The organism is Bacillus sp. AFS077874 (assembly GCF_002566505.1).
Lineage (GTDB): Bacteria > Bacillota > Bacilli > Bacillales > Bacillaceae_G > Gottfriedia.
Map to the genome: position 1 here is coordinate 37442 of NZ_NUYF01000049.1, position 21015 is coordinate 58456.

At 33.3% G+C, this 21015-nt stretch carries 23 protein-coding genes and 1 pseudogene; 1 reads left to right on the top strand and 23 read right to left on the bottom strand.

From position 1 onward, the window contains the following. Nucleotides 1-79: 79 nt before the first annotated feature. The 10 genes from panD to COJ46_RS21015 all read right to left on the bottom strand — a co-directional run bounded on the left by panD (nt 80) and on the right by COJ46_RS21015 (nt 8112). Nucleotides 80-463, bottom strand: coding sequence for an aspartate 1-decarboxylase (gene panD, locus COJ46_RS20970; protein ID WP_025671415.1), 384 nt, complete (start codon nt 461-463; stop codon nt 80-82). Nucleotides 464-489: 26 nt separating this feature from the next. Then, the gene (panC, locus tag COJ46_RS20975) at nt 490-1335 is read right to left on the bottom strand and encodes a pantoate--beta-alanine ligase (RefSeq protein WP_097978872.1); all 846 of its coding nucleotides are present in this window, start codon (nt 1333-1335) and stop codon (nt 490-492) included. Next, the gene (panB, locus tag COJ46_RS20980; RefSeq protein ID WP_097978873.1) at nt 1332-2174 is read right to left on the bottom strand and encodes a 3-methyl-2-oxobutanoate hydroxymethyltransferase; all 843 of its coding nucleotides are present in this window, start codon (nt 2172-2174) and stop codon (nt 1332-1334) included. The genes panC and panB overlap by 4 nt, the downstream gene beginning before the upstream one ends. 380 nt (nt 2175-2554) lie before the next feature. Then, nucleotides 2555-3538, bottom strand: coding sequence for a biotin--[acetyl-CoA-carboxylase] ligase (locus tag COJ46_RS20985; protein ID WP_097978874.1), 984 nt, complete (start codon nt 3536-3538; stop codon nt 2555-2557). Beyond that, nucleotides 3523-4716, bottom strand: coding sequence for a CCA tRNA nucleotidyltransferase (locus COJ46_RS20990; RefSeq protein WP_098566259.1), 1194 nt, complete (start codon nt 4714-4716; stop codon nt 3523-3525). The genes COJ46_RS20985 and COJ46_RS20990 overlap by 16 nt, the downstream gene beginning before the upstream one ends. 1 nt (nt 4717) lies before the next feature. Next, a complete protein-coding gene (gene bshA / locus COJ46_RS20995; protein WP_097978876.1) occupies nt 4718-5848 on the bottom strand; it encodes an N-acetyl-alpha-D-glucosaminyl L-malate synthase BshA in 1131 nt (376 codons plus the stop codon). Nucleotides 5849-5878: 30 nt separating this feature from the next. Continuing rightward, on the bottom strand, nt 5879-6580 hold the full coding sequence (gene bshB1 / locus COJ46_RS21000) for a bacillithiol biosynthesis deacetylase BshB1 (RefSeq protein ID WP_141437844.1): 702 nt from the start codon (nt 6578-6580) through the stop codon (nt 5879-5881). 20 nt (nt 6581-6600) lie between these two features. Further along, nucleotides 6601-6963: a methylglyoxal synthase gene (gene mgsA, locus COJ46_RS21005; RefSeq protein WP_097978877.1), complete on the bottom strand. Its 363-nt coding sequence runs from the start codon at nt 6961-6963 to the stop codon at nt 6601-6603. Nucleotides 6964-6977: 14 nt separating this feature from the next. Next, a complete protein-coding gene (gene dapB, locus COJ46_RS21010; protein ID WP_097978878.1) occupies nt 6978-7781 on the bottom strand; it encodes a 4-hydroxy-tetrahydrodipicolinate reductase in 804 nt (267 codons plus the stop codon). A gap of 1 nt (nt 7782) precedes the next feature. After that, entirely contained in the window at nt 7783-8112 is a 330-nt protein-coding gene (locus tag COJ46_RS21015; protein ID WP_098566260.1) for a nucleotide pyrophosphohydrolase, read from the bottom strand. 136 nt (nt 8113-8248) lie between these two features. Between COJ46_RS21015 and COJ46_RS21020 the strand changes: the two genes are divergently transcribed. Beyond that, a complete protein-coding gene (locus COJ46_RS21020; RefSeq protein WP_097978879.1) occupies nt 8249-9121 on the top strand; it encodes a YitT family protein in 873 nt (290 codons plus the stop codon). Between the two features lie 68 nt (nt 9122-9189). Here the strand turns inward: COJ46_RS21020 and COJ46_RS21025 are convergent, their stop codons facing one another. From COJ46_RS21025 to COJ46_RS21085, 13 genes and pseudogenes are all read right to left on the bottom strand, one after another. Beyond that, nucleotides 9190-9870 (bottom strand): zinc metallopeptidase, encoded by a 681-nt coding sequence (locus tag COJ46_RS21025; protein ID WP_097978880.1) that lies wholly within the window; start codon nt 9868-9870, stop codon nt 9190-9192. A gap of 58 nt (nt 9871-9928) precedes the next feature. Continuing rightward, a complete protein-coding gene (locus COJ46_RS21030) occupies nt 9929-10711 on the bottom strand; it encodes a sporulation protein YpjB (RefSeq protein WP_097978881.1) in 783 nt (260 codons plus the stop codon). Between the two features lie 59 nt (nt 10712-10770). Continuing rightward, nucleotides 10771-11355, bottom strand: a complete 585-nt coding sequence (locus COJ46_RS21035) for a DUF1405 domain-containing protein (protein WP_097978882.1) — start codon at nt 11353-11355, stop codon at nt 10771-10773. Between the two features lie 151 nt (nt 11356-11506). Then, the gene (locus COJ46_RS21040) at nt 11507-12283 is read right to left on the bottom strand and encodes a menaquinol-cytochrome c reductase cytochrome b/c subunit (RefSeq protein ID WP_056466650.1); all 777 of its coding nucleotides are present in this window, start codon (nt 12281-12283) and stop codon (nt 11507-11509) included. A 63-nt stretch (nt 12284-12346) separates the two neighbouring features. Continuing rightward, on the bottom strand, nt 12347-13021 hold the full coding sequence (gene qcrB, locus COJ46_RS21045; protein ID WP_056466653.1) for a menaquinol-cytochrome c reductase cytochrome b subunit: 675 nt from the start codon (nt 13019-13021) through the stop codon (nt 12347-12349). Nucleotides 13022-13023: 2 nt separating this feature from the next. Then, nucleotides 13024-13527 carry a QcrA and Rieske domain-containing protein gene (locus COJ46_RS21050; protein WP_097978883.1) on the bottom strand — a complete coding sequence of 168 codons (504 nt, stop codon included), beginning with the start codon at nt 13525-13527 and terminating at the stop codon, nt 13024-13026. Nucleotides 13528-13670: 143 nt separating this feature from the next. Then, a complete protein-coding gene (locus COJ46_RS21055; RefSeq protein WP_097978884.1) occupies nt 13671-14120 on the bottom strand; it encodes a DUF2487 family protein in 450 nt (149 codons plus the stop codon). Nucleotides 14121-14727: 607 nt separating this feature from the next. Continuing rightward, complete coding sequence (locus COJ46_RS21060) at nt 14728-15267, bottom strand: ReoY family proteolytic degradation factor (protein WP_069031873.1); 540 nt, start codon at nt 15265-15267, stop codon at nt 14728-14730. A 54-nt stretch (nt 15268-15321) separates the two neighbouring features. Next, nucleotides 15322-16581: a tetratricopeptide repeat protein gene (locus tag COJ46_RS21065; RefSeq protein ID WP_097978885.1), complete on the bottom strand. Its 1260-nt coding sequence runs from the start codon at nt 16579-16581 to the stop codon at nt 15322-15324. A gap of 17 nt (nt 16582-16598) precedes the next feature. After that, nucleotides 16599-17882, bottom strand: coding sequence for a 3-phosphoshikimate 1-carboxyvinyltransferase (gene aroA / locus COJ46_RS21070; protein ID WP_097978886.1), 1284 nt, complete (start codon nt 17880-17882; stop codon nt 16599-16601). 196 nt (nt 17883-18078) lie between these two features. Beyond that, nucleotides 18079-19164: a 3-dehydroquinate synthase gene (gene aroB, locus COJ46_RS21075; protein ID WP_097978887.1), complete on the bottom strand. Its 1086-nt coding sequence runs from the start codon at nt 19162-19164 to the stop codon at nt 18079-18081. Continuing rightward, nucleotides 19164-20333: a chorismate synthase gene (gene aroC / locus COJ46_RS21080; protein ID WP_025671396.1), complete on the bottom strand. Its 1170-nt coding sequence runs from the start codon at nt 20331-20333 to the stop codon at nt 19164-19166. The genes aroB and aroC overlap by 1 nt, the downstream gene beginning before the upstream one ends. A 425-nt stretch (nt 20334-20758) precedes the next feature. Further along, nucleotides 20759-21015, bottom strand: a pseudogene (locus tag COJ46_RS21085) (bifunctional 3-deoxy-7-phosphoheptulonate synthase/chorismate mutase); the annotation flags it as partial.

Consider the following 21015-nt stretch of genomic DNA (forward strand, 5'->3'; position numbering starts at 1 on the left):
TCGCTGTTTCTCTTGTTGTGTCAAATACTTTTGATCCTCATCATGTAACTTCATGCTTCGAAATTCAAAAGTTGACTTTTTACTTAACTGTACCTGCAATTTCTTTGCCAATCATTTCGACAATTTCATTTGCATCATTTAAAATAGCAATCTTTGGTTCATGTTGATCCAGTTTCTCTTCCTCTACCTGACCATATGCAATAATAATTACTTTGTCGCCTTCTTGAACCAATCTAGCTGCTGCACCGTTAAGACAAATTACACCACTTCCACGTTTTCCTGGAATAACATATGTCTCAAGTCGTGCACCGTTATTATTATTTACAATTTGAACTTTTTCGTTTTCAAGTACATCAACTGCATCCATTAAATCTTGATCAATTGTAATACTTCCAACATAATTTAAATTAGCTTCTGTAACTGTAGCTCTATGAAGTTTTGCTCTCATCATTGTGCGAATCATGTCATTTCCCCCTAGTTGTTCAATCCTTAAATAGAAATTAAAATATTATCGATTAAGCGAGCATTAGAAAATTTAACTGCTAACGCAATAATTACTTTTCCATTTATTTTATTTAAAGGCTCTAAATCTGGATAAGAATAAATACTTACGTAATCTACTGTTCCAGATGTTTCACTTTGTATTGTAGAAATAATATTTTGCTTAAGTTGATCTGGATTTAAATTCCCATTATTTATCTCTTCAACTGCTTTTTGTAAACTTTTATAAAGAACTGGTGCTTCTTGTCTTTCTTTGTCTGTTAAATAGACATTTCTAGAACTTTTAGCTAATCCATCTTCTTCTCTAATAGTTGGAACTGGATTAATTTTTACAGGAATATTAAAGTCTTCAACTAAACCTTCAATTACAGCGACTTGCTGAGCATCCTTTAATCCAAAATAAGCCTGGTCTGGTTGAACAATATTAAATAATTTTGTTACAACTAATGCAACACCATCAAAATGTCCAGGTCTTTTTTCACCACAAAGGACATCTACTCGTTTTGTTACTTTCATAGTTGATTTTAATTCATTTGGATACATTTCTTCAACTGTTGGATAAAAGAGGCAATCTACACCAGCATTTAGTGCAACTTTTTCATCTCGTTCAAAATCCCTTGGATATCGATCAAAATCTTCATTCGGGCCAAATTGAGTCGGATTAACAAAAATACTTAAAACGACGATATCATTATTTTTTCTAGCTTCTTCTAATAATGAAGCATGACCTTCATGTAAAAACCCCATTGTTGGAACAAATCCAATCGATTTTTCATTTTTTCTGTGAATTTTTAATTCATTTCTTAAATCATTTATCGTGTGAAACACTTTCATTGCGAACTTCCCCCGTATAATGCCTTTAACTGTTCTTCTTTCATCGTAAACGAATGTTTAGTATCTGGAAATTGTCTAGTTTTAACTTCTTGTACATATGAAGCAATTGCATTTTCAATTGTTGTAGAGACATTTGCATACTGTTTAACAAACTTAGCTACACGACCAACACCATATGTTATTAAATCATGGTAAACAAGTACTTGACCATCTGTATCAACACCAGCACCTATTCCTATTGTTGGAATGGAAAGATCCTTGGTAATATCCTTTGCAATTTGCTTTGGTACACATTCAAGTACGATTGCAAATGCACCTGCTTCTTCACATTTTTTTGCATCGTTAAACAATTTCATCGCACTTTCAGAGTCACGTGCTTGAACTTTATAGCCACCTAATACACCTACAGATTGAGGAGTCAATCCTAAATGAGCTACAACTGGTACTCCCGCGATTGTTAATGCTTTAATCACATCTAAGACATTTTCATCTGCGCCTTCAACCTTAACAGCGTGTGCATCACCTTCTTGCATAATGCGACATGCACTACGTAATGCTTCTTCTTTTGAAAAGTGGTAAGACATGAATGGCATATCTGTCACTATAAACGTATTTTTTGCCCCGCGTTTAACAGCTTTTGAGTGATGAATCATGTCATCTACAGTCACCTTAATTGTAGAATCATATCCTAGGACAACATTCCCAAGTGAGTCACCGACTAAAATCATATCTACTTCACTTGCTTCTGCTAATAGTGCTGAAGGGTAATCATAAGCAGTAATCATTACAATTGGGTCATTATTTTGTTTCATGTTTAAAAAATCTTTTGTTGTTTTCATCTTTTTTCCTCCTTTTAAATGAAGAGGAAATGGGGGCTACAATAAAAAAACTTTGCTCAAAAGAGAACAAAGGAAAATTGTAAACCGTCTCATTCCTCTGTCCCAGTCCTTATAGGATCAAGGCAGACACATTTTTAGAATTGATTTTTTAAAACCTGGTGTAGTTCTTCTTAGGATACTAAAGTTTGATTGACCCTATTCAGATACCACCCTTGAAGTATCAGCGATAGTCGCGACCCTTCCAATACAGTTTATAGTAAGAATAGCAATTAAGTAAAGAAAAAACTTGGTATTATTTACAAATATACGTGGCAATTATACAGCAAATAAAATAACTCTCTTTCAAATATAAAAAGAGAGTTGTTTTATTTCGTATTACATTATTTATTTATCGAAATATCCGCTGAATAAATTGTATGAACATTACCTAAGTGGTCTTCAATCAATAATTGACCTTCATCAGTAATTCCAATGGCATTACCGACAATTTCTTCGGTTAAAGTCGTGGCTTTTATTTGTTTCCCTAGCGAAATTGCATAGCTTTCCCATAAAATTTTTATCGGTTTAAAACCTTTTTCTAAAAATATTTCATAGAACTTTTCAAATTCAGCTAATATAGCTTGAATTAAATTTGCCCTCAGAAAGGTTTGTCCTTTTTCAATACGTAATGATGTAGCAATATCTGACAGTTCTAATGGGTAATCTTCTTCAACTTGATTTACATTGATCCCAATACCTATGACAACGCTTTTAATGCAATCAGCGTCACCTTGCATTTCAGTTAAGATTCCACAAACTTTTTTATTATTGATTAAAATATCATTTGGCCATTTTATATTTGGATGTAAACCGGTCACTTTTTCGATGGCTGAAGCAATGACTACAGCCGTTAATAATGTTAGCTGAGGTGCTACTCTAGGTGAAATAGCTGGTCTAAGGATAACACTCATTGCTATTGCTTTTCCATCAGAAGTTAACCAGTTTCTTTGTAATCTGCCTCGACCTAATAATTGACGCTCAGCCAAAACGATCGTACCTTCTGGAGCATCATTTAGCACTAATTCATTAGCAATCGTTTGGGTTGAATTAGTTTCTTCTTGGTATACGACATTTCTTCCAAATTTTTTCGTTTCTAAACCAAGTTGAATATCCGTTGGAGTTAATCGATCAGATTTGCCTGTTATTTTATATCCAACCTTCCTTACTGCTTCAACTTCAATTCCCTCATCTTGCAATTCTTTCATGTATTTCCATATTGCAGTACGTGAAATTCCTAATTTATCACTCAAAAATTGACCTGATAAATATTCATTACTATTTTCCGTAAACAATTGTATAATTCTTTCTTTTACTTTTGAAGCCAATTTATAAACCACTCCTTAACAGCAAGTTGGTTATTCTCAAGCTGGTTCTCTACTAATTGAAATTCTATTTCACTTAATACTTCTTTCAACCATGGACCACCTTTTAATTGTGACCATTCTAATAAATCATTACCTGTAATACATATATCTGACTTAGAATAAATCGGTAATTGATTATATCTATTTTTTAATAAATCCTCATTAAATTCATTTGCATTGAAATGATCAATGACACACTGTAAACGCTCATATTTTATTGCATCCTGTAATCCAACTTGATATAACTTTGTATTGCTCCATTTAATTTTCGTTTCATTTAACAAATGATAAATCTTTAATATTTGTTTCATGCGACTATTCGACATCTTCCAATTTCTTAAAACCTGTTCTGGGTTATCAACATTACATTTATATATTATTAGCGCCCAAATCTCTTCAATTGTTTTTAATGATTGAATAGGAAGTTCTAAAAGATCATTAAACTGATTTGTATATTCTTTTAAGCTTTGAAGATGATTTACTAAATTTGTTTGTATTAATAGTCCGATGCCTTTTTTAGGTGACTTTCCTATTAACATTTTTTCTATTTCAACCGAAATGCGTTCAATGGCTATATTTTCAATTAAATGTTTATTTGATTTAATTGCGTTAAACGTTTCATCATGTAAACGAAAATCTAATTGGCTTACAAACCGTATACCTCTTAGCATTCTAAGAGCATCTTCTTGAAATCTTTCCTTAGCTTCACCAACACATCTAATTAGCCCATCATAAAGATCAATTGTACCATTAAAAGGATCTATTATTTCATTTTTCGTCGTCATAGCAATGGCATTCATTGTAAAATCTCTTCGTTTTAAATCTTCTTCGATTGATTTTACGAATGTAACCTCCGATGGTCTACGAAAATCATGATATGTTGATTCAGTTCGGAATGTTGTAATCTCATATGGCTCACTATTTTGTATAACTAAAACCGTTCCATGCTGTAATCCAGTTGGAACAGTTTTTGGAAATATTGACATAACCTCTTCAGGTAAAGCTGAAGTTGCAATATCAATATCTCCAATTGTTCTATTTAATAATTTATCTCTAACACAACCGCCGACAAAATAGGCCTCGTAGCCATTTTTTATTAATTGATCTAATATCGGCTTTGCTTTATCAAAAATTTCCATATTATTTCATTCCTAATAACTCATTATAAATGGATAAATATTGTGAAACGATTTTATTTGATTGAAATCTTTCTTTCACAATTTCAATCGAGCGACTTGATATGCGTTTATATAGTTCTTCATCTTGTAATAAGTTGAGTGTATAATAAGCGATTTGTTCAATATCTCCTAGTTCACAAATAAATCCGTTTTCTCCATGTTCGATTACTTCTGGAATCCCACCAACTCTAGTACCGATACATGGAACTCCACAAGCCATTGCCTCAAGTAATACTAATCCAAAGCTTTCTTTTGACGAAAGAAGTAATTTTATATCGCTCATTGAAAGTAACTCTTCAACATTTTCTTGCTTACCTAAAAATAAAACATCATCATCAATACCAAGCTCTCTTACTAATTTACATAAACTTGAGATTTCCGGACCATCACCAACTAGTAGTAACTTAGATGGAATTTCTTTCCTTACTAAGTTAAATACATCTACTACATCTTTTGTTCGTTTAACTTGGCGGAAATTAGAAATATGTATAATGACTTTTTCATGCTCTAAAATCCCGTACTCTGCTTTTAATGCCTGGCAATTTCTTTTGTAATACACTCTTTCATCAATAAAATTATACACAGTTTTTATTTCTTTATCAGGGTTAACTAATTCCTCTGTCTGACGTATTAAATCATTTGAGACCGCAGTTACAACATCTGATTTTTCAATCCCGAACTTAATTAACTCTGTTAAAGATGAGTCATAACCAAGAACAGTTATATCTGTACCATGTAAAGTCGTTACAATTTTAATATCATGATGAATCATTTGTTTTGCTAGAACAGCACATATTGCATGCGGAATCGCATAATGTACATGTAAAATATCTAATTTTTCACGGTTTGCAATTTCAGCCATCTTACTCGCCAATGCTAAATCATATGGAGGATATTGGAAAACTGAATATTGATTTACTTCAACTGCATGATAATAAATATTAGGATATACTTTATTTAAACGAAACGGCATACTTGATGAAATAAAATGAATTTCATGTCCTAGTTCTGCTAATAACTTTCCTAGCTCAGTTGCAATCACACCAGAACCGCCTACTGAAGGATAACATGTAATCCCAATTTTTAATTTCATTTTATCTCTCCTAAACTTCTTCATTTCTTCTTAAACTAACCAATCTGCATTTAATAGGAGTGGTCTCTTTGTCATAAACCCTTCCCCATATGGCACTCCGGCTTCTTTCCCAAAAATTTTTTCTCTTGCAATTACGCTATTTACATAATCGTTTGTTAAAGGCGTAACGACACCATCTGGACCGGGAGTAAATTGACTTTCATATGCTTCTAAGGCTGCCCTTTTGACTTCAATCGTTTCAGAAACATCAACTATAAAATTAGGTCGATGAAACCCATTAATCATATATTGAAAAACGTGTTTTACCTTATGAGCTTCATGATTTGTATTTACATTAAATTTTCTAATCCCAGATGAAAATACAGCTTCTTCTACTATTTTTGTACAATTACCATGATCAGGATGACGATCCACTTCATATGGCGAGAAAATAATACTAGGCTTCGTCATTCGAATTAATGCAGCTACTTGTTTAATCGCTTCCTCAGATAAGTATAGCCCCCTATCTGGTAATGATAAATTAAAACGCTTTGAAACCCCTAAAATCTTATCTGCTTCTTCAGCTTCTTTTCTTCTAATAAAAGTATCTCCATTTGATGAGAGCTCCGCTTCCGTTAAATCACAAATAGCAACCTTATAGCCTAACTTAGTAAACTTAGCAATCGTACCTGCCATTCCAATCTCAACATCATCTGGATGCGCTCCAAACGCTAGTACATCAAAATATTCCACTTATCTCACTCTCTTTCAAACTAACTAAAAAATTTCACAACTGCCTTAGCGGTTTGAATGTTCGTTGCCACCGGGACATGAAAAACATCGCATAGCCTTAATAAAGCATTTACATCTGGTTCATGCGGTTGAGCAGTTAATGGATCCCTAAAAAAGAAAATTGCGTCCATTTTCCCTTTAGCAATTAATGCACCTATTTCTTGATCTCCTCCGAGTGGACCAGATTGAAAACGATAAACGTTTAAAGTTGTATTTTCCATTACACGTAGTCCTGTAGTACCTGTTGAAAATAGTTCATGCTGCTGAAAAAAAGATTCATTTTCTTGAACGAACGTTACTAATGCGTCTTTTCTGTTATCGTGAGCAATTAGAGCTATTTTCACTACCTACCCCACCTTTAGTCCATTATATTTTCTAATCCGTAGACTAGCTCTGTAAGATTCATTACTTCCTCAACGGCTACTTTAACTCCAGACATAAAAGAAGCTCGATTCATTGAATCATGTCGAATTGTTAATAGTTGACCATCACCACCGAATAAAACTTGTTGATGCGCAACTAAACCAGGTAATCTCACGCTATGAACTCTCATTCCATTTAGATCTGCACCTCTAGCTCCAGCTTCAGTTTCAACTTCATTTGGATGTCCTTGTATTTTCGATTCACGAACTTCCTCAATCATTTGAACTGTTTTAAGAGCAGTACCTGAAGGCGCATCTAATTTTTGGTCATGATGTAACTCAATAATTTCGATATCTTTAAAATATTTGGCTGCCATTGCAGAGAATTTCATCATTAATATAGCACCAATTGCAAAATTTGGCGCAATAATACAACCTAGCTCATTATTTGAAGCTAACTCTTTTAAATCATCAAGCTCCTCTTTTGTAAAACCAGTTGTACCGATTACAGGGCGAATACCATTTTTTAATGCTAAAAATGCATGTTTTTTTCCAATTTCAGGAGTTGTTAAATCAACAAGTACATCAAAGCTTTCATTTTCAATACATTGCTCTAATGTTTCATATACTTTTGCTTCACCTTTAAAGCCAGGGCTAACCTTTTGGATTTGTTCTCCACCTAATTTATAATCTACTGCAGCTACAAGGTGAAAATGCTCAGTTCGATCGATTAATTGTAAAGCTTCAATTCCCATTTTACCTCTTGGTCCTGCTAATACTACTCTAATTACTTTTTCCATTTTAAACTTCCTTCCTTGTCCAACGATCTTTATCTCGAGTCTTAAACTTCTTCATCACCATATCATGAGCTTCTTGTAAGTCTATATTTAGGCTATTTGCTAAACAAATCATAACAAATAAGACATCACCTAACTCTTCTTCAATTAGCTTTTCTTCTTCTGTGCTTTTCTTAGGCTTTTCACCATAAGTATGATTGATTTCTCTAGCTAACTCACCCATTTCTTCAGTTAACCTAGCCATCATTGCTAAAGGACTAAAATACCCTTCTTTAAATTGACCTATATATGTATCGACTTCTTTTTGCATTTCTTTCATCGTTTTTTCGTGCATACTAATATCAACTCCTCAATTAAATCTTATCGAATTGACCACTTTTTGACAAATTATATATTATTTTACTTGAAAAAAATACAAGATAAGATAAAAATAAGAGTTTAGGGTAATTTTTATAGTATGGAGGAAGTATATGATTTTTAAATTGAAGTTACGCAATATCTTATTTATTATTTTAGGTTCTGCAATTTTTTCTTTTGGAATTATGAATATAAATATTCCAAACAATCTAGCTGAAGGTGGCTTTACGGGAATTAACTTAATTCTTTTAGCTGAACTAAATATTCCCGTTTGGATCTCAAACTTAGTCCTAAACGTCCCTTTATTTTTTATTGGTTGGAGATTACTTGGTACAGTGACAATGCTTTATACAATCATTGGTACTGTTGCAGTCTCATTTTTCTTAAAATTATTTGAGAAATTTACTTTCAATATAGATGTTCATGGCGATTTAATGTTAGCTTCATTATTTGCGGGTGTATTTATTGGTGTAGGTTTAGGAATTATTTTTAGATTTGGTGGAACTACTGGTGGTGTCGATATCATTGCTCGTTTAGCATATAAATACAAAGGTATTAATATGGGTAAAACGATGTTTATTTTTGACTTTGTTGTCATTACACTTTCACTTTTAACTTACTTAAAAGCATATGAAGCAATGTATACGCTAGTTGCAGTTTTCGTCGGAGCAAGAATTATTGATTTTATGCAAGAAGGTGCATACGCTGCTCGTGGAGCAAATATTATTTCTGAGAAAAATGATTTAATTGCCGCTCGAATTATGAAAGAAATGGAACGAGGCGCAACTTATTTAAAAGCAACAGGAACATTTACTGGAGAAAGCAAAGACGTATTATTTTGTGTCGTTCCTAAAAACGAATTAGTTCATTTAAAAAACATTATTCAGGATATCGATCCACACGCTTTTGTTGCCGTTACAGAGGTGCATGATGTACTAGGTGAAGGCTTTACATTAGATGAAAATAAAGTCCCTCTTCACCCTTAATTTTAACTGAAACAAAAAAGAGGTTCTTGGCATTGATTGCCAGAACCTCTTTTTGTTTTATATTGATATTAATCATCACTACGTGTCATACCAGTATAAATTAAAATTAATCTTAATAATTCTGCTACGGCTACCGCTGCCGCTGCAACATAGGTCAATGCAGCTGCATTTAAAACACGTTTTGCATAAACATGCTCATTCGAATTGATAATACCTAAAGTTGTAATCTGTTTTAAAGCTCTACTTGAGGCATTAAATTCAACAGGAAGTGTAACAACTTGGAACAATACACCTAGTGCTAATAAAACAATCCCTATTAATAATGCACCTGATAGGCGAGAAAACATGCCAATTAAAATAAATATATAAGAAAAATTGGAACTGAAATTGGCAACAGGTACTAATGAATGACGGAATCTTAAAAAGCTATAGTCATTCGCATCTTGAATTGCATGTCCTACTTCATGAGCAGCAACTGCAGTACCCGCTACTGAATATCCATGATAATTTTCAGTTGATAATCTTACAACTTTTGCACGTGGATCATAATGGTCGGATAAATATCCTCGAGTTTCCTCTACTGCTACATTGTATAATCCATTTTCATTTAAAATTTTTCTCGCTACTTCTGCACCCGTTAAATGTGATGTAGAACCAACTTGAGAATACTTTTTAAAAGTTGATTTAACCTTCATTTGAGCATATAAAGGTACAAGCAACAAAATTAAAAAGTAAATTAGATAACTCATTGTAATTCCTCCAAGGAGTGTGATTTTACGATATTGTAATAACTTTTAGAGAAATTTGTCAATCATTATGTTCTCTTCTTTTTTTGTTCTTATTTCGATCACCTATATATTTTCTCCAACCAACATAACTTAATGTACCGACAATAATGATCCCTGTTGTAAATATTGTCCAAATAGAAACAGGCGGAATAATAGAATTACCTTGATCAAAAATGAATAATATTTCACTTTTTGTCTCATCCAACTTTTGTTGAAAAGCCGGTATAGATTCTTGGTTAATACGATAATCATCTAAAAACGAAACAAGTGAATTTATTTTTTTTACTTCATCATATGGAAGGTCCATGATAAGACTTGGATAAATAATCTCAAATTGATGTAAGAATTGATTTAATTGCGTTTCATATGCTTCAGAATTACCTCGTTTATATGCTGACTCCATATTCTCTAGTGGGGTCATAACAGACTTTTTCATTTCCTTCCACATCGGCTGCATAGTCGTTTCTCCAGCATCAATCAATAATCTCAATCCAAGTACATCGGCAACTTTTTCTTGTGGATCAATTGCATCATTTGTTAAAGATACAAGCGCATTTTGAAAAGTAACTGAAATGGTTTCTAACTCCTTTGGTGTGAAATCCTTATTCTTTTTTGCTGACGCCATATACTTAGATTCTAATTGTTCTAATAAATTTGCGCCATGAACATAATCACCATCTTGTACTAAAGAGAGCGATTGTTCAATTAACGAAGTTTCTTGATCTATTTTAGCGTACCCTTTTACGGTATTGAATGAAAAGAAAATAAAAAAAACGCTTATCCCCGCAATTAATTTTTTCATCAAACCCCTCCCTCATAACTACTAATAATTATGAGAGAAAGGACAAGATTAGAACTTGTTCAAGCACGAGCTCTATTTTTAAAAATTAACTGGTAATAAGCGATTAAAATAACAAATATAGTTAACCAAAATGTCACTAAAGCAATCCAAATTCTGTAATCAGAAAGCATATAGTATTCTGGCATTGTTCCAAAAACATAGTCTAAAATAAGATCTTGTAAGATCCAAATACTAGCAACTGTCAAGTGCCATTTTTTAACTTTAAATGTCGGTGCATACAAAACAGCCTGGATCGCCATAGCACCATGCGAAAAAATTAATAAGTATGCAACCGCATCAAGTCCACCCGATAAATAAAGAACCATTCCATTCATCAACACTGCCCATATGCCATATTTCACCAAGCTTACATATGCTAGTGCCTCTATTAGTCCATTCCGTTTATTAAGAATGAACAGTAGCAATACAATACAAAAAAATAATGATGCAGTTGGACTATCAGGAACAAATATTTTTAACCAACCAGGAGTAAAATCAAGTTGAGATCGATACCAATAATATCCATAAATTGTTCCAAGTACATTTATGATAAATAAAGCAATTAAGTTAGGTTTAAGCCGTAGCATACTGTAGAGTATGTTCATTATTTCACTTCATCTCACTTTCACTGAGGAGATTTAATAAATTTATAACACAAAGTTCACAATTTATATGTATCATCACATTTTTTACATGTTATTATTTCAGTATACAATACAACATAAAAAAAGAGTCGAAAATTCGACTCTCTTTTAATTACTCTGTTTTACCTGCTTTTGAAACGAATTCAGCTAGCACTTTAAGTTCTGCGTCAGTACCTTTAAATACGCCAGATGGCATCGCTTTTCGACCGTTTCTTGCGATATGAGCGATTTCTTCAGGTTTTAAACCATTATTTTGAAGACTTGGAGCTGCTGCGCCACCTTCAAGATTATCGCCATGACAAGATACACAAGTATTTTTTTGCAATAGTTTATATGCTGGATCTTCTTTATTTAATTCAACAAAAGTACGGATTTTACCTTGTTCTTTTTGTTTTTTCCAGTCATGGTGAGCCGCAGCTTCCCATGTTAAATAAATTACACCAGATAAAGCTAATAACATAAATCCTGTAGCTAATGGACGTTTAATTGGTTTTCTATGTGGACTACGATCTAAGAATGGCGCTAATAATAAGCCACCAAATGCTAATCCAGGAATTACGAAAGCACCAATTACGTTATAGTCACCAGAAGCATAGCTATATTTTAAGAATTGATATAAGAATAAGAAATACCAGTCTGGTAGTGGCGTATAGCCAGTATCAGTTGGGTCTGCAACCCTCTCAAGTGGAGATGGATGTGCAATTGTTAATGTTAAGTATCCAATTAAGAAAACTGCTCCTACCATCCATTCTTTTAATAAGAAGTTTGGCCAGAATGCTTCAGTTTTACCAGGATATTCTGAATAATCCTTTGGTACATTAGGTTTACGTCCTGCCATTGCAGGTACACGTGAGTCACCTACAAATTTCATTCCTTTACCGCGATGCATGTTCTCCCTCCTTTATTTCGACACACTTTAGTCATTTTTTACTAAAGCCCCATGCACTAAATCTTATAGTGGACCTGAAATACCTTGCTTACGAATAATTAAGAAATGGGCACCCATAAGAGCAAGTAAAGCACCAGGTAAGAAGAATACATGGATTGCGAAGAAACGAGTTAATGTTTGTGCACCGATGATTTCCGGATTACCTGCAATTAACGTTTTCACTTGCTTACCAATAAATGGTGTTTGTTCAGCAATTTGCAGACCTACTTTAGTCGCAAATAACGCTTTCATATCCCAAGGTAATAAATATCCTGTAAAGCCTAATCCAAGCATTACGAAGAAGATTAAAACCCCTACAACCCAGTTAAGCTCACGAGGCTTTTTATATGCGCCTTGGAAGAATACACGTAAAGTATGTAAAAACATCATAACAATTACTAAACTTGCACCCCAGTGATGCATACCACGAACGATTTGTCCGTATGCAACGTTGTTTTGTAAGTAATAAACTGATTCCCATGCATTTTTGATATCTGGAACATAGTACATTGTTAAGAACATTCCAGATAAAATTTGAATTACTGTAACGAAAAATGTTAATCCACCGAAGCAATATACGAATGCTGAAAAATGGTGTGCTGGATTAACGTGTTCTGGTACTTCATGATCAGCGATATCTCTCCAAAGAGGCGTAATTTCTAATCGCTCATCTACCCAGTCGTAAATTTTGTTAAGCACGATTATTTACCTCCTGTATTTGGTTGTAGTTTACCAAGATAGAAAGAATCACCTTTCACTTTTACTGCATAGTTGTCTAGTGGACCAAGCGGTGGTGTACCTTTAATGTTTTTACCATCCTTATGGTAACGACCGCCATGACATGGACAGAAGAATTGATTTGGAAAATCTTTATTGTCGTTCCAACCAACTGTACAGCCTAAATGCTTACAAGTAGGTGATAACGCTACGATGTCTCCATTTGAATTCTTGTACACCCATGCAATGTGTGACGCGTCAGATTTAACCCAACCATCTACCTGCTTAACTTTAAAGTCAAAGCGTTTTGGGTCAGTCGTTAAATCTTTAACTAGTCCAACTTGCACCATTGCTCCAGCTTCTTCTTTTTGTAAAACTGGGTCAATGGCAAAACGAGCCAATGGCATTAGCATTCCTGCCGCCATAAAGCCGCCTACACCTGTTAAAGTGTAGTTTAAAAACTGGCGTCTTGAAACCTTTTCACTCATGAAAATTCCCCCCTCTATCACAAGTACTCCTGTACGGACAACAGCTATAATAATAAAACTAGGACACTTTCATAATATAATAACAAATTTAGAAGGTCAATAATATCCTAATAATAATCATAGTAATAATGTTGTTTTTATTTTTATCCCCATATTTTAGAAAATAATGCATTTATGTGAGATAATTGTTTATCTACTATTACGCGTTGTGATGATTCATCTAAGCTATTGATATTTAAATTAGGTAACCAAATTAATGATTCATCCATTTCAGCTTCTGACTGTCTCCAATCAAAATCACATGTTAAATAAAAAACATGCTTAATCCCACTACCTTTAAACTCTTCATTCCAAGCTTTTAATCGGCTTATTTTATTAGAATCTTCAGGTAAATAAGTAAATTCCGGAGCGATTACAACTCTGCCTTTATATGTACGTTCAAGTTCTGAAGTAAGAATTATTAAGTCCTCTCTTTGCTCGGCTAGACCAATATTTTCTTTTTTCAAAGAAACAGGACAAAGTGGAATAATGATCGTATCGATGTATTCCAGATTCTCAATAACTTGATTTAATTCATTAGTTGTCCATTTCATCAAAATAACCTCTTTCTATTAAAATAATTTATTTATAATTGTGAAATTTTTGTGAACAAATTTCTATTTTCCATTTAACCATACATTACTATTTTAAGAAAGAAAAAAAGCCCGCAAATATAGGATTTTTCAGTCAGTGGAAAGGGATCTTTGTATTCAACTCAGTAATCCCATAAAAGTTTACTGATTAGTATAAAAAATTCAGTTGAACTTCGACCATTACGAAGCAAATATTTCTATTAGATCAATCAATAATTCAAAAATCTTTCTATGTTAAGTAACTTTTTTACTATTTTTTTATATGAGTATTTTTTTATGACGAATTTGCTAATCTTAAGTTTACAAACTTTAATTTTTAACTTGTAAAAGTTAATTGATACGCTCGACTCTTGTGGAATACACCAGAAGTCTAAGGACCTACTAGAATTGCATCAAATGATTAAGATCATGAATCATGAATCTGTCCACACTTTTAAAAGAGAGGGTACTAAAATGGAAATTAACCCCACATATCTTATTTAACAATAAAATTTAATTGTGTTCAATTAGCAAATACCTTTTCAACAGTAAAAAAGCCCCCATAATGAGGACTTTTTTCAGATTAACATTAAGTTAATGAATTCAGTTGCTTAGTTAATTCTTGGAAAAGCTTTTTGTCTTGTTTATCTAGAGCTTCGTCAATCATTTTCATCAATCTGTCTTTTTGGAAATTAATAATTGAATCTGACAATAGCTTTTCAGCAATTACGCGATCTTTTTCGTTACTATTTAAGTTTTTTGGTATATGTGGGTTCTCTTCTAAAACTGAAACAAACATTGGATATTGAAAAGAAGATTTAAAATTGAGCTGGATATAAATATCCTCATCCCTATTTAGTCGAATATCGTGAAATGATTTCTCTGCATCCGTCGTCATAACATTTTGTTTATAAAAATGAAATGGGACCTCTTTAACACAGTTTGTCGACATCACTAACCCGCGTGGACAATATTTAGACTGTTCTACGAAATGAACCTTTTTCATTAAATAGTCATGGCTCATTAGGTAATTTAAAATCCAAACACATTCTCTTTGCTTTAACTGGAAATTACTTAGAAACCACTTAACAAAATCTTTCTTCTCATTCACAGATACAGGGGTTGCCATTATTAAATCCCTCCTCTGTCCTTAAAATTTGTCCCCTTTTCTGAATAAAGAAAACTACAGAATTTCATTTATTCTTTCAAGACGCTCTCTTACTTCTTCCTGTAGATACTCATCGTCTACAAGTTTACTGTAAACCTCTTTTGCTTCTTGTACTAAGCCTTCTTCAAACAATAGGTCTCCGTATTCCTTTAAGAAGGAAATTTCCTGGTTAAAGTCATTATATGCTAGACGATATTGATTTAATGCCAATTCATAATTTTCATTTCCATAATATGCTTTGCCTAAGTCCCAATTAAAATGAGGATCTGAAGCTCCATGCTCAATTGCTAGTTCGATTGTACTAATTATGTCATCGAAATCTTCTTCTTCGAAAAGAATTCCGACTAATAACTGCACTGCCTCAATTAGCGAAGGATCATAAATTAATGCTTCCTGTAAATGTTTTTTACTTGCATCTAAATTCTTCAATTTACGAGCTAATTTTGCTGCTGATAAAAGGCATTCTACATTTGTTTCATCAACAAGTAAAGCTTTTTGTAATATATCATAGCCTTCTTCAATTTGGCCTTCAAGATCATGTGCTTTACTTAGCCATAAATGTGCTACTAAATATTCAGGATCAAAGAAGATTGCTTCCTCGAATACTTGAATTGAGGCTGCATAACGTTCAGCTTGAAATAGTGTAATGCCATATCCTAATAGTGTATGGAAGTCTTTTGTTTTCTGAATTCCTTTTTCATAATAGGAAATTGCATCTTCCCATTCACCTTCAGCACTTAAACATTCAGCAAGTCTTAAATCTTTATTTACTCCACTTACTTCAATTTCTTGATTTGCAAGTTTTTCGTAAAATGGAATTGCTTTTTTATAATCATATTTACTAAAATAATACTCCCCTAGTGCAAAATCTACTACAGGTTCATTCGGTAAAATTCTTTTTGCTTCAAATAATTTTTGTTCAGCTACTTCATCAAGACCTTGAACTTGATATAGATCAGCCATTAATAATAGTGCTTGAACTCGACTTTCACTCTCATCTTTTATGGCAAGTAAAATCTCTAAAGCGTCGTCTTCTAAATCAAGATCCAACAATATTTCAGCATACATTATTTTAAGATCATCGTCGTCATCATATAAGTAAACTAAATCTTCGATGATATTTTTCGCATCTTCCACAAATCCTAATGATTGAAAAAGAAGTGCTGCTTCGTATTTTTCTTCATCGTTAGCGCTTTTTAAATTCTTTCTTAATAAATCTAATCCCTTTTCAGTATGACCGTTCTCTATTAACTGAACAGCTTCGTATAAACTCATTCTTACACCTCATATGACTACTTAATTAATTCATTTAATTGCTCTTTAAAGTTTGGAAAAGATACAGCTATACATTCTGTATTTTCAATAATTGTATCACCTTTAGCAAGTAATGCAGCAATTGAAAGCATCATTCCCATTCGATGATCTCCATGTGAATTTACATTAGCACCTATTAAAGAACTATTCCCTTTTATAATCATACCATCTTTTGTTGCTTCAATGCTTACACCAAGATTTGAAAGTTCTGTTACAACAGTCTGGATACGATCCGTTTCCTTTACTCTTAACTCTTCAGCATCCTTAATAATGGTCTCTCCATCTGCTAAAGCTGCTGCTAAGGCCAAGATTGGTAACTCATCGATACATGTAGGAATTTCAGCCCCACCGATTACAGTTGATTTTAAATTGGATGATTTCACTCGTATATTCGCTATTGGTTCTCCGTTTACAACTTTTTCATCCTCTAAAGTAATATTGGCGCCCATTCTTTCTAGAACTGTTAATATCCCTGTTCTGGTAGGGTTTACCCCTACATTTTTTAACAATATTTCGCTATTAGGAACAATCGAGCCTGCTACTAAGAAAAATGCAGCTGATGAAATGTCCCCTGGTACAATAACATCTGTTGCAGTTAATTCTTGGTTTCCATTAATCGAGACTTTGTTTCCATCAACTACTAACTCACAACCAAATGCATTTAGCATTCTTTCAGTATGGTCACGAGACTTTTCTGGTTCAGTCACAGTCGTTGTACCTTTTGCGAATAAACCAGCTAGTAAAATTGAAGATTTAACTTGTGCACTTGAAACAGGAGAAGCATAAGAAATACTATTCAGTGAACCTCCTCTAATAGAAATAGGTGTATATGTAGCGTCTTCACGTCCATCTATAGAAGTTCCCATCATTTTTAAAGGTTTTGTAACACGTTTCATTGGTCTTTTACCAATGGATTCATCACCAATAATAACTGAATGGAAAGGTAAACCACTTAATATTCCCATCATTAATCTTGCTGTTGTTCCCGAATTTCCTACATCAAGTACTTCATGTGCCTCTTTAAGTCCTTCAATCCCTTTACCATAAACGACTACTTCATCTTCTGATACTTCGATTTGTACACCTAATTTTCTAAAACACGCAATCGTACTTAAACAATCTTCACCTAATAGAAAGTTAGTAATTTTTGTAGTCCCTTTCGCTAATGATCCAAACATAATTGCTCTATGAGATATTGATTTATCTCCTGGAATTGTCACATCACCAACTAAACGGATTTTTTCTAACTGGGAATTTCTCATCATAGTCACCTTATCTAACCTTTCTATATGTATTTACATTCCATTTTTTATTAAATCAAACCTTTTTTTTCTCTGAAATTCTATTCGACGAATTGTCCTATGATTTTCATTTTTATTGATTTAGTTAGCCTAATTTAGAAAAAGAAAATGATATTTTGATTTAACTTTTGATCAAAACACCATTTTCAGGTAAGTATTATGAAATTATTTGTTTTAAAAAACGATCTAAATTTTCTTTTATAAAGTCTTCCTCTAATTCACAAATCACTGGGTTCCCAAAACTTTTTAAGATTATATATTTTATTTTCAAATCGATATTTTTCTTATCTTGTTTCATTAGATTTAAAATTGGTTCTAATTCTAAATTTGAATAAACAGGATAATTCAATCGATTATACCAATTTAAGATCTCATTAAATCTTAAGTCAACCTTAAAGAACTGTTCACTTAAATAGATTGAAAATATAGTTCCAAATGCAATTGCTTCACCATGAGTTGTTTTAGCATAGCCTAAATAAGCTTCAATTGCATGCCCAAGTGTATGGCCTAAGTTTAAAAATGCTCTTTCACCAGTTTCTCTTTCGTCCTTGGATACAATTTCATTTTTTACACTTATTCCCATTGTCACACATTTTTCAACTAACTCATCATCTAACTCTTCAAGTGAAAGAATATGATCCATTAACCAATTCAAATTGTCGTTAGAAGAAATCATAGCTTCCTTACTAATTTCAGCAAAACCTGATCTCCATTCCTCTATTGGCAAAGTAGTTAAAAAGCTTAATTCATACAATACTAATTCCGGCTGATAAAATGCGCCAACTATATTTTTAGCTTTTGGAAGGTTTATAGCTACTTTACCACCTATAGCACTATCGTGGGCTAGTAAAGTAGTAGGTAATTGGATAAAACGAATACCACGCATATAAGTAGCAGCAACAAATCCTGCTAAATCACCAACTACTCCCCCACCTAAAGCAATTATTAAACTATTACGATCTAATTGGACATCAAAACAATAGGTTAAACAATTTTGGTATATAGCAAAACTCTTACTTTTTTCACCATGTGGAATAATAAAGTGTTCAATTTTATTTTTTTTACTACAATTTAGTAGTACTTCTTCTAAATAAAGTGGAGCAACTTGATCATCTGTAATGATTAGTATTTTGGAAACTTTAGGAACTAAGCTGTCCAACTTTGACTGTAGTTCACTTAATACTCCAAACCCTATACAAACATCGTATTGTTTAGAGCTTGTATTTACAGTTATCACATTCATTAAAAATTCCTCGCATACTCACGGAAATCTTCAATATTACGTTTTAAACGCTCAAGTTGATCTGATTCAAATTGTTCAATAATTGCTTTTGCAACTTCCCAAGCAACAATATGCTCTGCTACGACACTTGCTGCCGGAACAGCACAGCTATCAGAACGTTCGATACTAGCTTCATAAACTTCCTTTGTTTCAATATCAACGCTCTTTAGCGGCTTGTAAAGCGTTGGGATAGGCTTCATTACTGCTCGAACGACAATTGGCATACCAGTTGTCATACCGCCCTCAAAACCGCCAGCACGGTTCGATAATCGGTAGTAGCCTTGTTCTTCTGAATATGCAATCTCATCATGAACTTCACTACCTGGTAGTGATCCAGCTTCAAACCCGATGCCGAATTCTACACCTTTAAAGGCATTAATGCTTACGATTGCACCTGCAATTTTTGAGTCTAGCTTTCTGTCATAATGAACGTAGCTACCAACACCAGCTGGCATGCCTTCAACAACAACTTCTACAATTCCACCAACTGAATCTCCTTTTTGTTTTGCATCATCAATTAATGATTTCATGTTTTCTGTAGCTTCAGCGTCAATACATCTTACTTCCGAGTTTTCAGCTCTATTATGTAAGTCTTCTACATTTTTATAGTCTAGATTTTTTGCTTTAACGCCACCAATTTCAATAACATGGCTTGCAATTGTGATTCCTAGCTCACTCAACAATTTTTTTGCAACTGCTCCAGCTGCAACACGTACAGTCGTTTCACGAGCTGAAGATCGCTCTAAAACATTCCTCACATCTCTAAAACCATATTTTATAGCTCCATTTAAATCGGCATGCCCTGGTCGTGGTTTTGTAATGCTTCTTTTTCCTTCGTATTCTAGATTGTCCAAAGGTTCAGGACCCATAATATTAGTCCAATGTTTAAAGTCGTTATTTTCAACAACCAATGCGATAGGAGAGCCTAATGTATAACCATGTCGAACACCGCTAGTAATTTGAGCAGTATCCTTTTCTATTTGCATTCTACGCCCTCTTCCATATCCACCTTGACGTCTACGAAGTTCAACATTTATTTCTTCTGCTAAAATTGGCAAGCCTGCTGGAACGCCTTCAATAATTGTAGTTAATTGTGGACCATGTGATTCACCAGCTGTTAAATAACGCATTTCAACACCTTCTCTTTATGTAAGTTTAAAATTATTTAGTTACTACTATAGCACAACCTATTCTGAATTTAATATAAATAAAGAGCCATATTTGGGCACTTTTTTGTTTTTTTTTGCAAAAAAATGAATTATTCAGTAGAAAAACCTAATTTTCAACATTTTGATTGTGCAATCTTTTTAACAAGATTTCAAAACAAGAATAACTGATTCGATGAGCCTTCTCGGCACAGTCTTTAAGCTGTACCGAGATTTCATCCAACACTTGAATTCTTTTACCTATTTTAGTTGTTATTCTTTTTTATCCTATTCTATTATTTTTTGTCATGAATCATCTCATTGCTAAGGCATTTGAGACTTTCGATTAATCCTGTACCATTTATAAGGTCGTTTTTAATTTCACCGCCATCTTTTAGTAGATAATGTTACTATGATTGAAGTTTTGCACGGAAGTCTTTTAACTCAAACATGAATTCTTCAAATTGTGGAATATTCATTTGTTGAGCTGAATCTGATAAAGCAACTGCTGGATCAGGGTGTACTTCAGCCATTACTGCATCTGCTCCAATTGCTAGAGCTGCTTTTGCTGTCGGTAATAATAAGTCCTTACGACCTGTTGAATGGGTAACATCTACAACTACTGGTAAATGTGTTTCTTTCTTCAAAATAGGTACTGCTGAGATAT

Excerpts from the sequence above, each read along its gene's own strand:
- panC (WP_097978872.1), bottom strand. The coding sequence starts at position 1,335 with ATGAAAGTGTTTCACACGATAAATGATTTAAGAAATGAATTAAAAATT.
- bshA (WP_097978876.1), bottom strand. The coding sequence starts at position 5,848 with ATGAAATTAAAAATTGGGATTACATGTTATCCTTCAGTAGGCGGTTCT.
- COJ46_RS21035 (WP_097978882.1), bottom strand. The coding sequence starts at position 11,355 with ATGAACATACTCTACAGTATGCTACGGCTTAAACCTAACTTAATTGCT.
- COJ46_RS21015 (WP_098566260.1), bottom strand. The coding sequence starts at position 8,112 with ATGCACGAAAAAACGATGAAAGAAATGCAAAAAGAAGTCGATACATAT.
- aroC (WP_025671396.1), bottom strand. The coding sequence starts at position 20,333 with ATGCGTTATTTAACAGCTGGTGAATCACATGGTCCACAATTAACTACA.
- COJ46_RS21020 (WP_097978879.1), top strand. The coding sequence starts at position 8,249 with ATGATTTTTAAATTGAAGTTACGCAATATCTTATTTATTATTTTAGGT.
- COJ46_RS21040 (WP_056466650.1), bottom strand. The coding sequence starts at position 12,283 with ATGCATCGCGGTAAAGGAATGAAATTTGTAGGTGACTCACGTGTACCT.
- COJ46_RS21025 (WP_097978880.1), bottom strand. The coding sequence starts at position 9,870 with ATGAGTTATCTAATTTACTTTTTAATTTTGTTGCTTGTACCTTTATAT.
- COJ46_RS21030 (WP_097978881.1), bottom strand. The coding sequence starts at position 10,711 with ATGAAAAAATTAATTGCGGGGATAAGCGTTTTTTTTATTTTCTTTTCA.
- COJ46_RS21050 (WP_097978883.1), bottom strand. The coding sequence starts at position 13,527 with ATGAGTGAAAAGGTTTCAAGACGCCAGTTTTTAAACTACACTTTAACA.
- aroA (WP_097978886.1), bottom strand. The coding sequence starts at position 17,882 with ATGAGAAATTCCCAGTTAGAAAAAATCCGTTTAGTTGGTGATGTGACA.
- dapB (WP_097978878.1), bottom strand. The coding sequence starts at position 7,781 with ATGGAAAAAGTAATTAGAGTAGTATTAGCAGGACCAAGAGGTAAAATG.
- COJ46_RS21065 (WP_097978885.1), bottom strand. The coding sequence starts at position 16,581 with ATGAGTTTATACGAAGCTGTTCAGTTAATAGAGAACGGTCATACTGAA.
- COJ46_RS20990 (WP_098566259.1), bottom strand. The coding sequence starts at position 4,716 with ATGGAAATTTTTGATAAAGCAAAGCCGATATTAGATCAATTAATAAAA.
- aroB (WP_097978887.1), bottom strand. The coding sequence starts at position 19,164 with ATGAATGTGATAACTGTAAATACAAGCTCTAAACAATACGATGTTTGT.
- panD (WP_025671415.1), bottom strand. The coding sequence starts at position 463 with ATGATTCGCACAATGATGAGAGCAAAACTTCATAGAGCTACAGTTACA.
- panB (WP_097978873.1), bottom strand. The coding sequence starts at position 2,174 with ATGAAAACAACAAAAGATTTTTTAAACATGAAACAAAATAATGACCCA.
- COJ46_RS21060 (WP_069031873.1), bottom strand. The coding sequence starts at position 15,267 with ATGGCAACCCCTGTATCTGTGAATGAGAAGAAAGATTTTGTTAAGTGG.
- COJ46_RS21055 (WP_097978884.1), bottom strand. The coding sequence starts at position 14,120 with ATGAAATGGACAACTAATGAATTAAATCAAGTTATTGAGAATCTGGAA.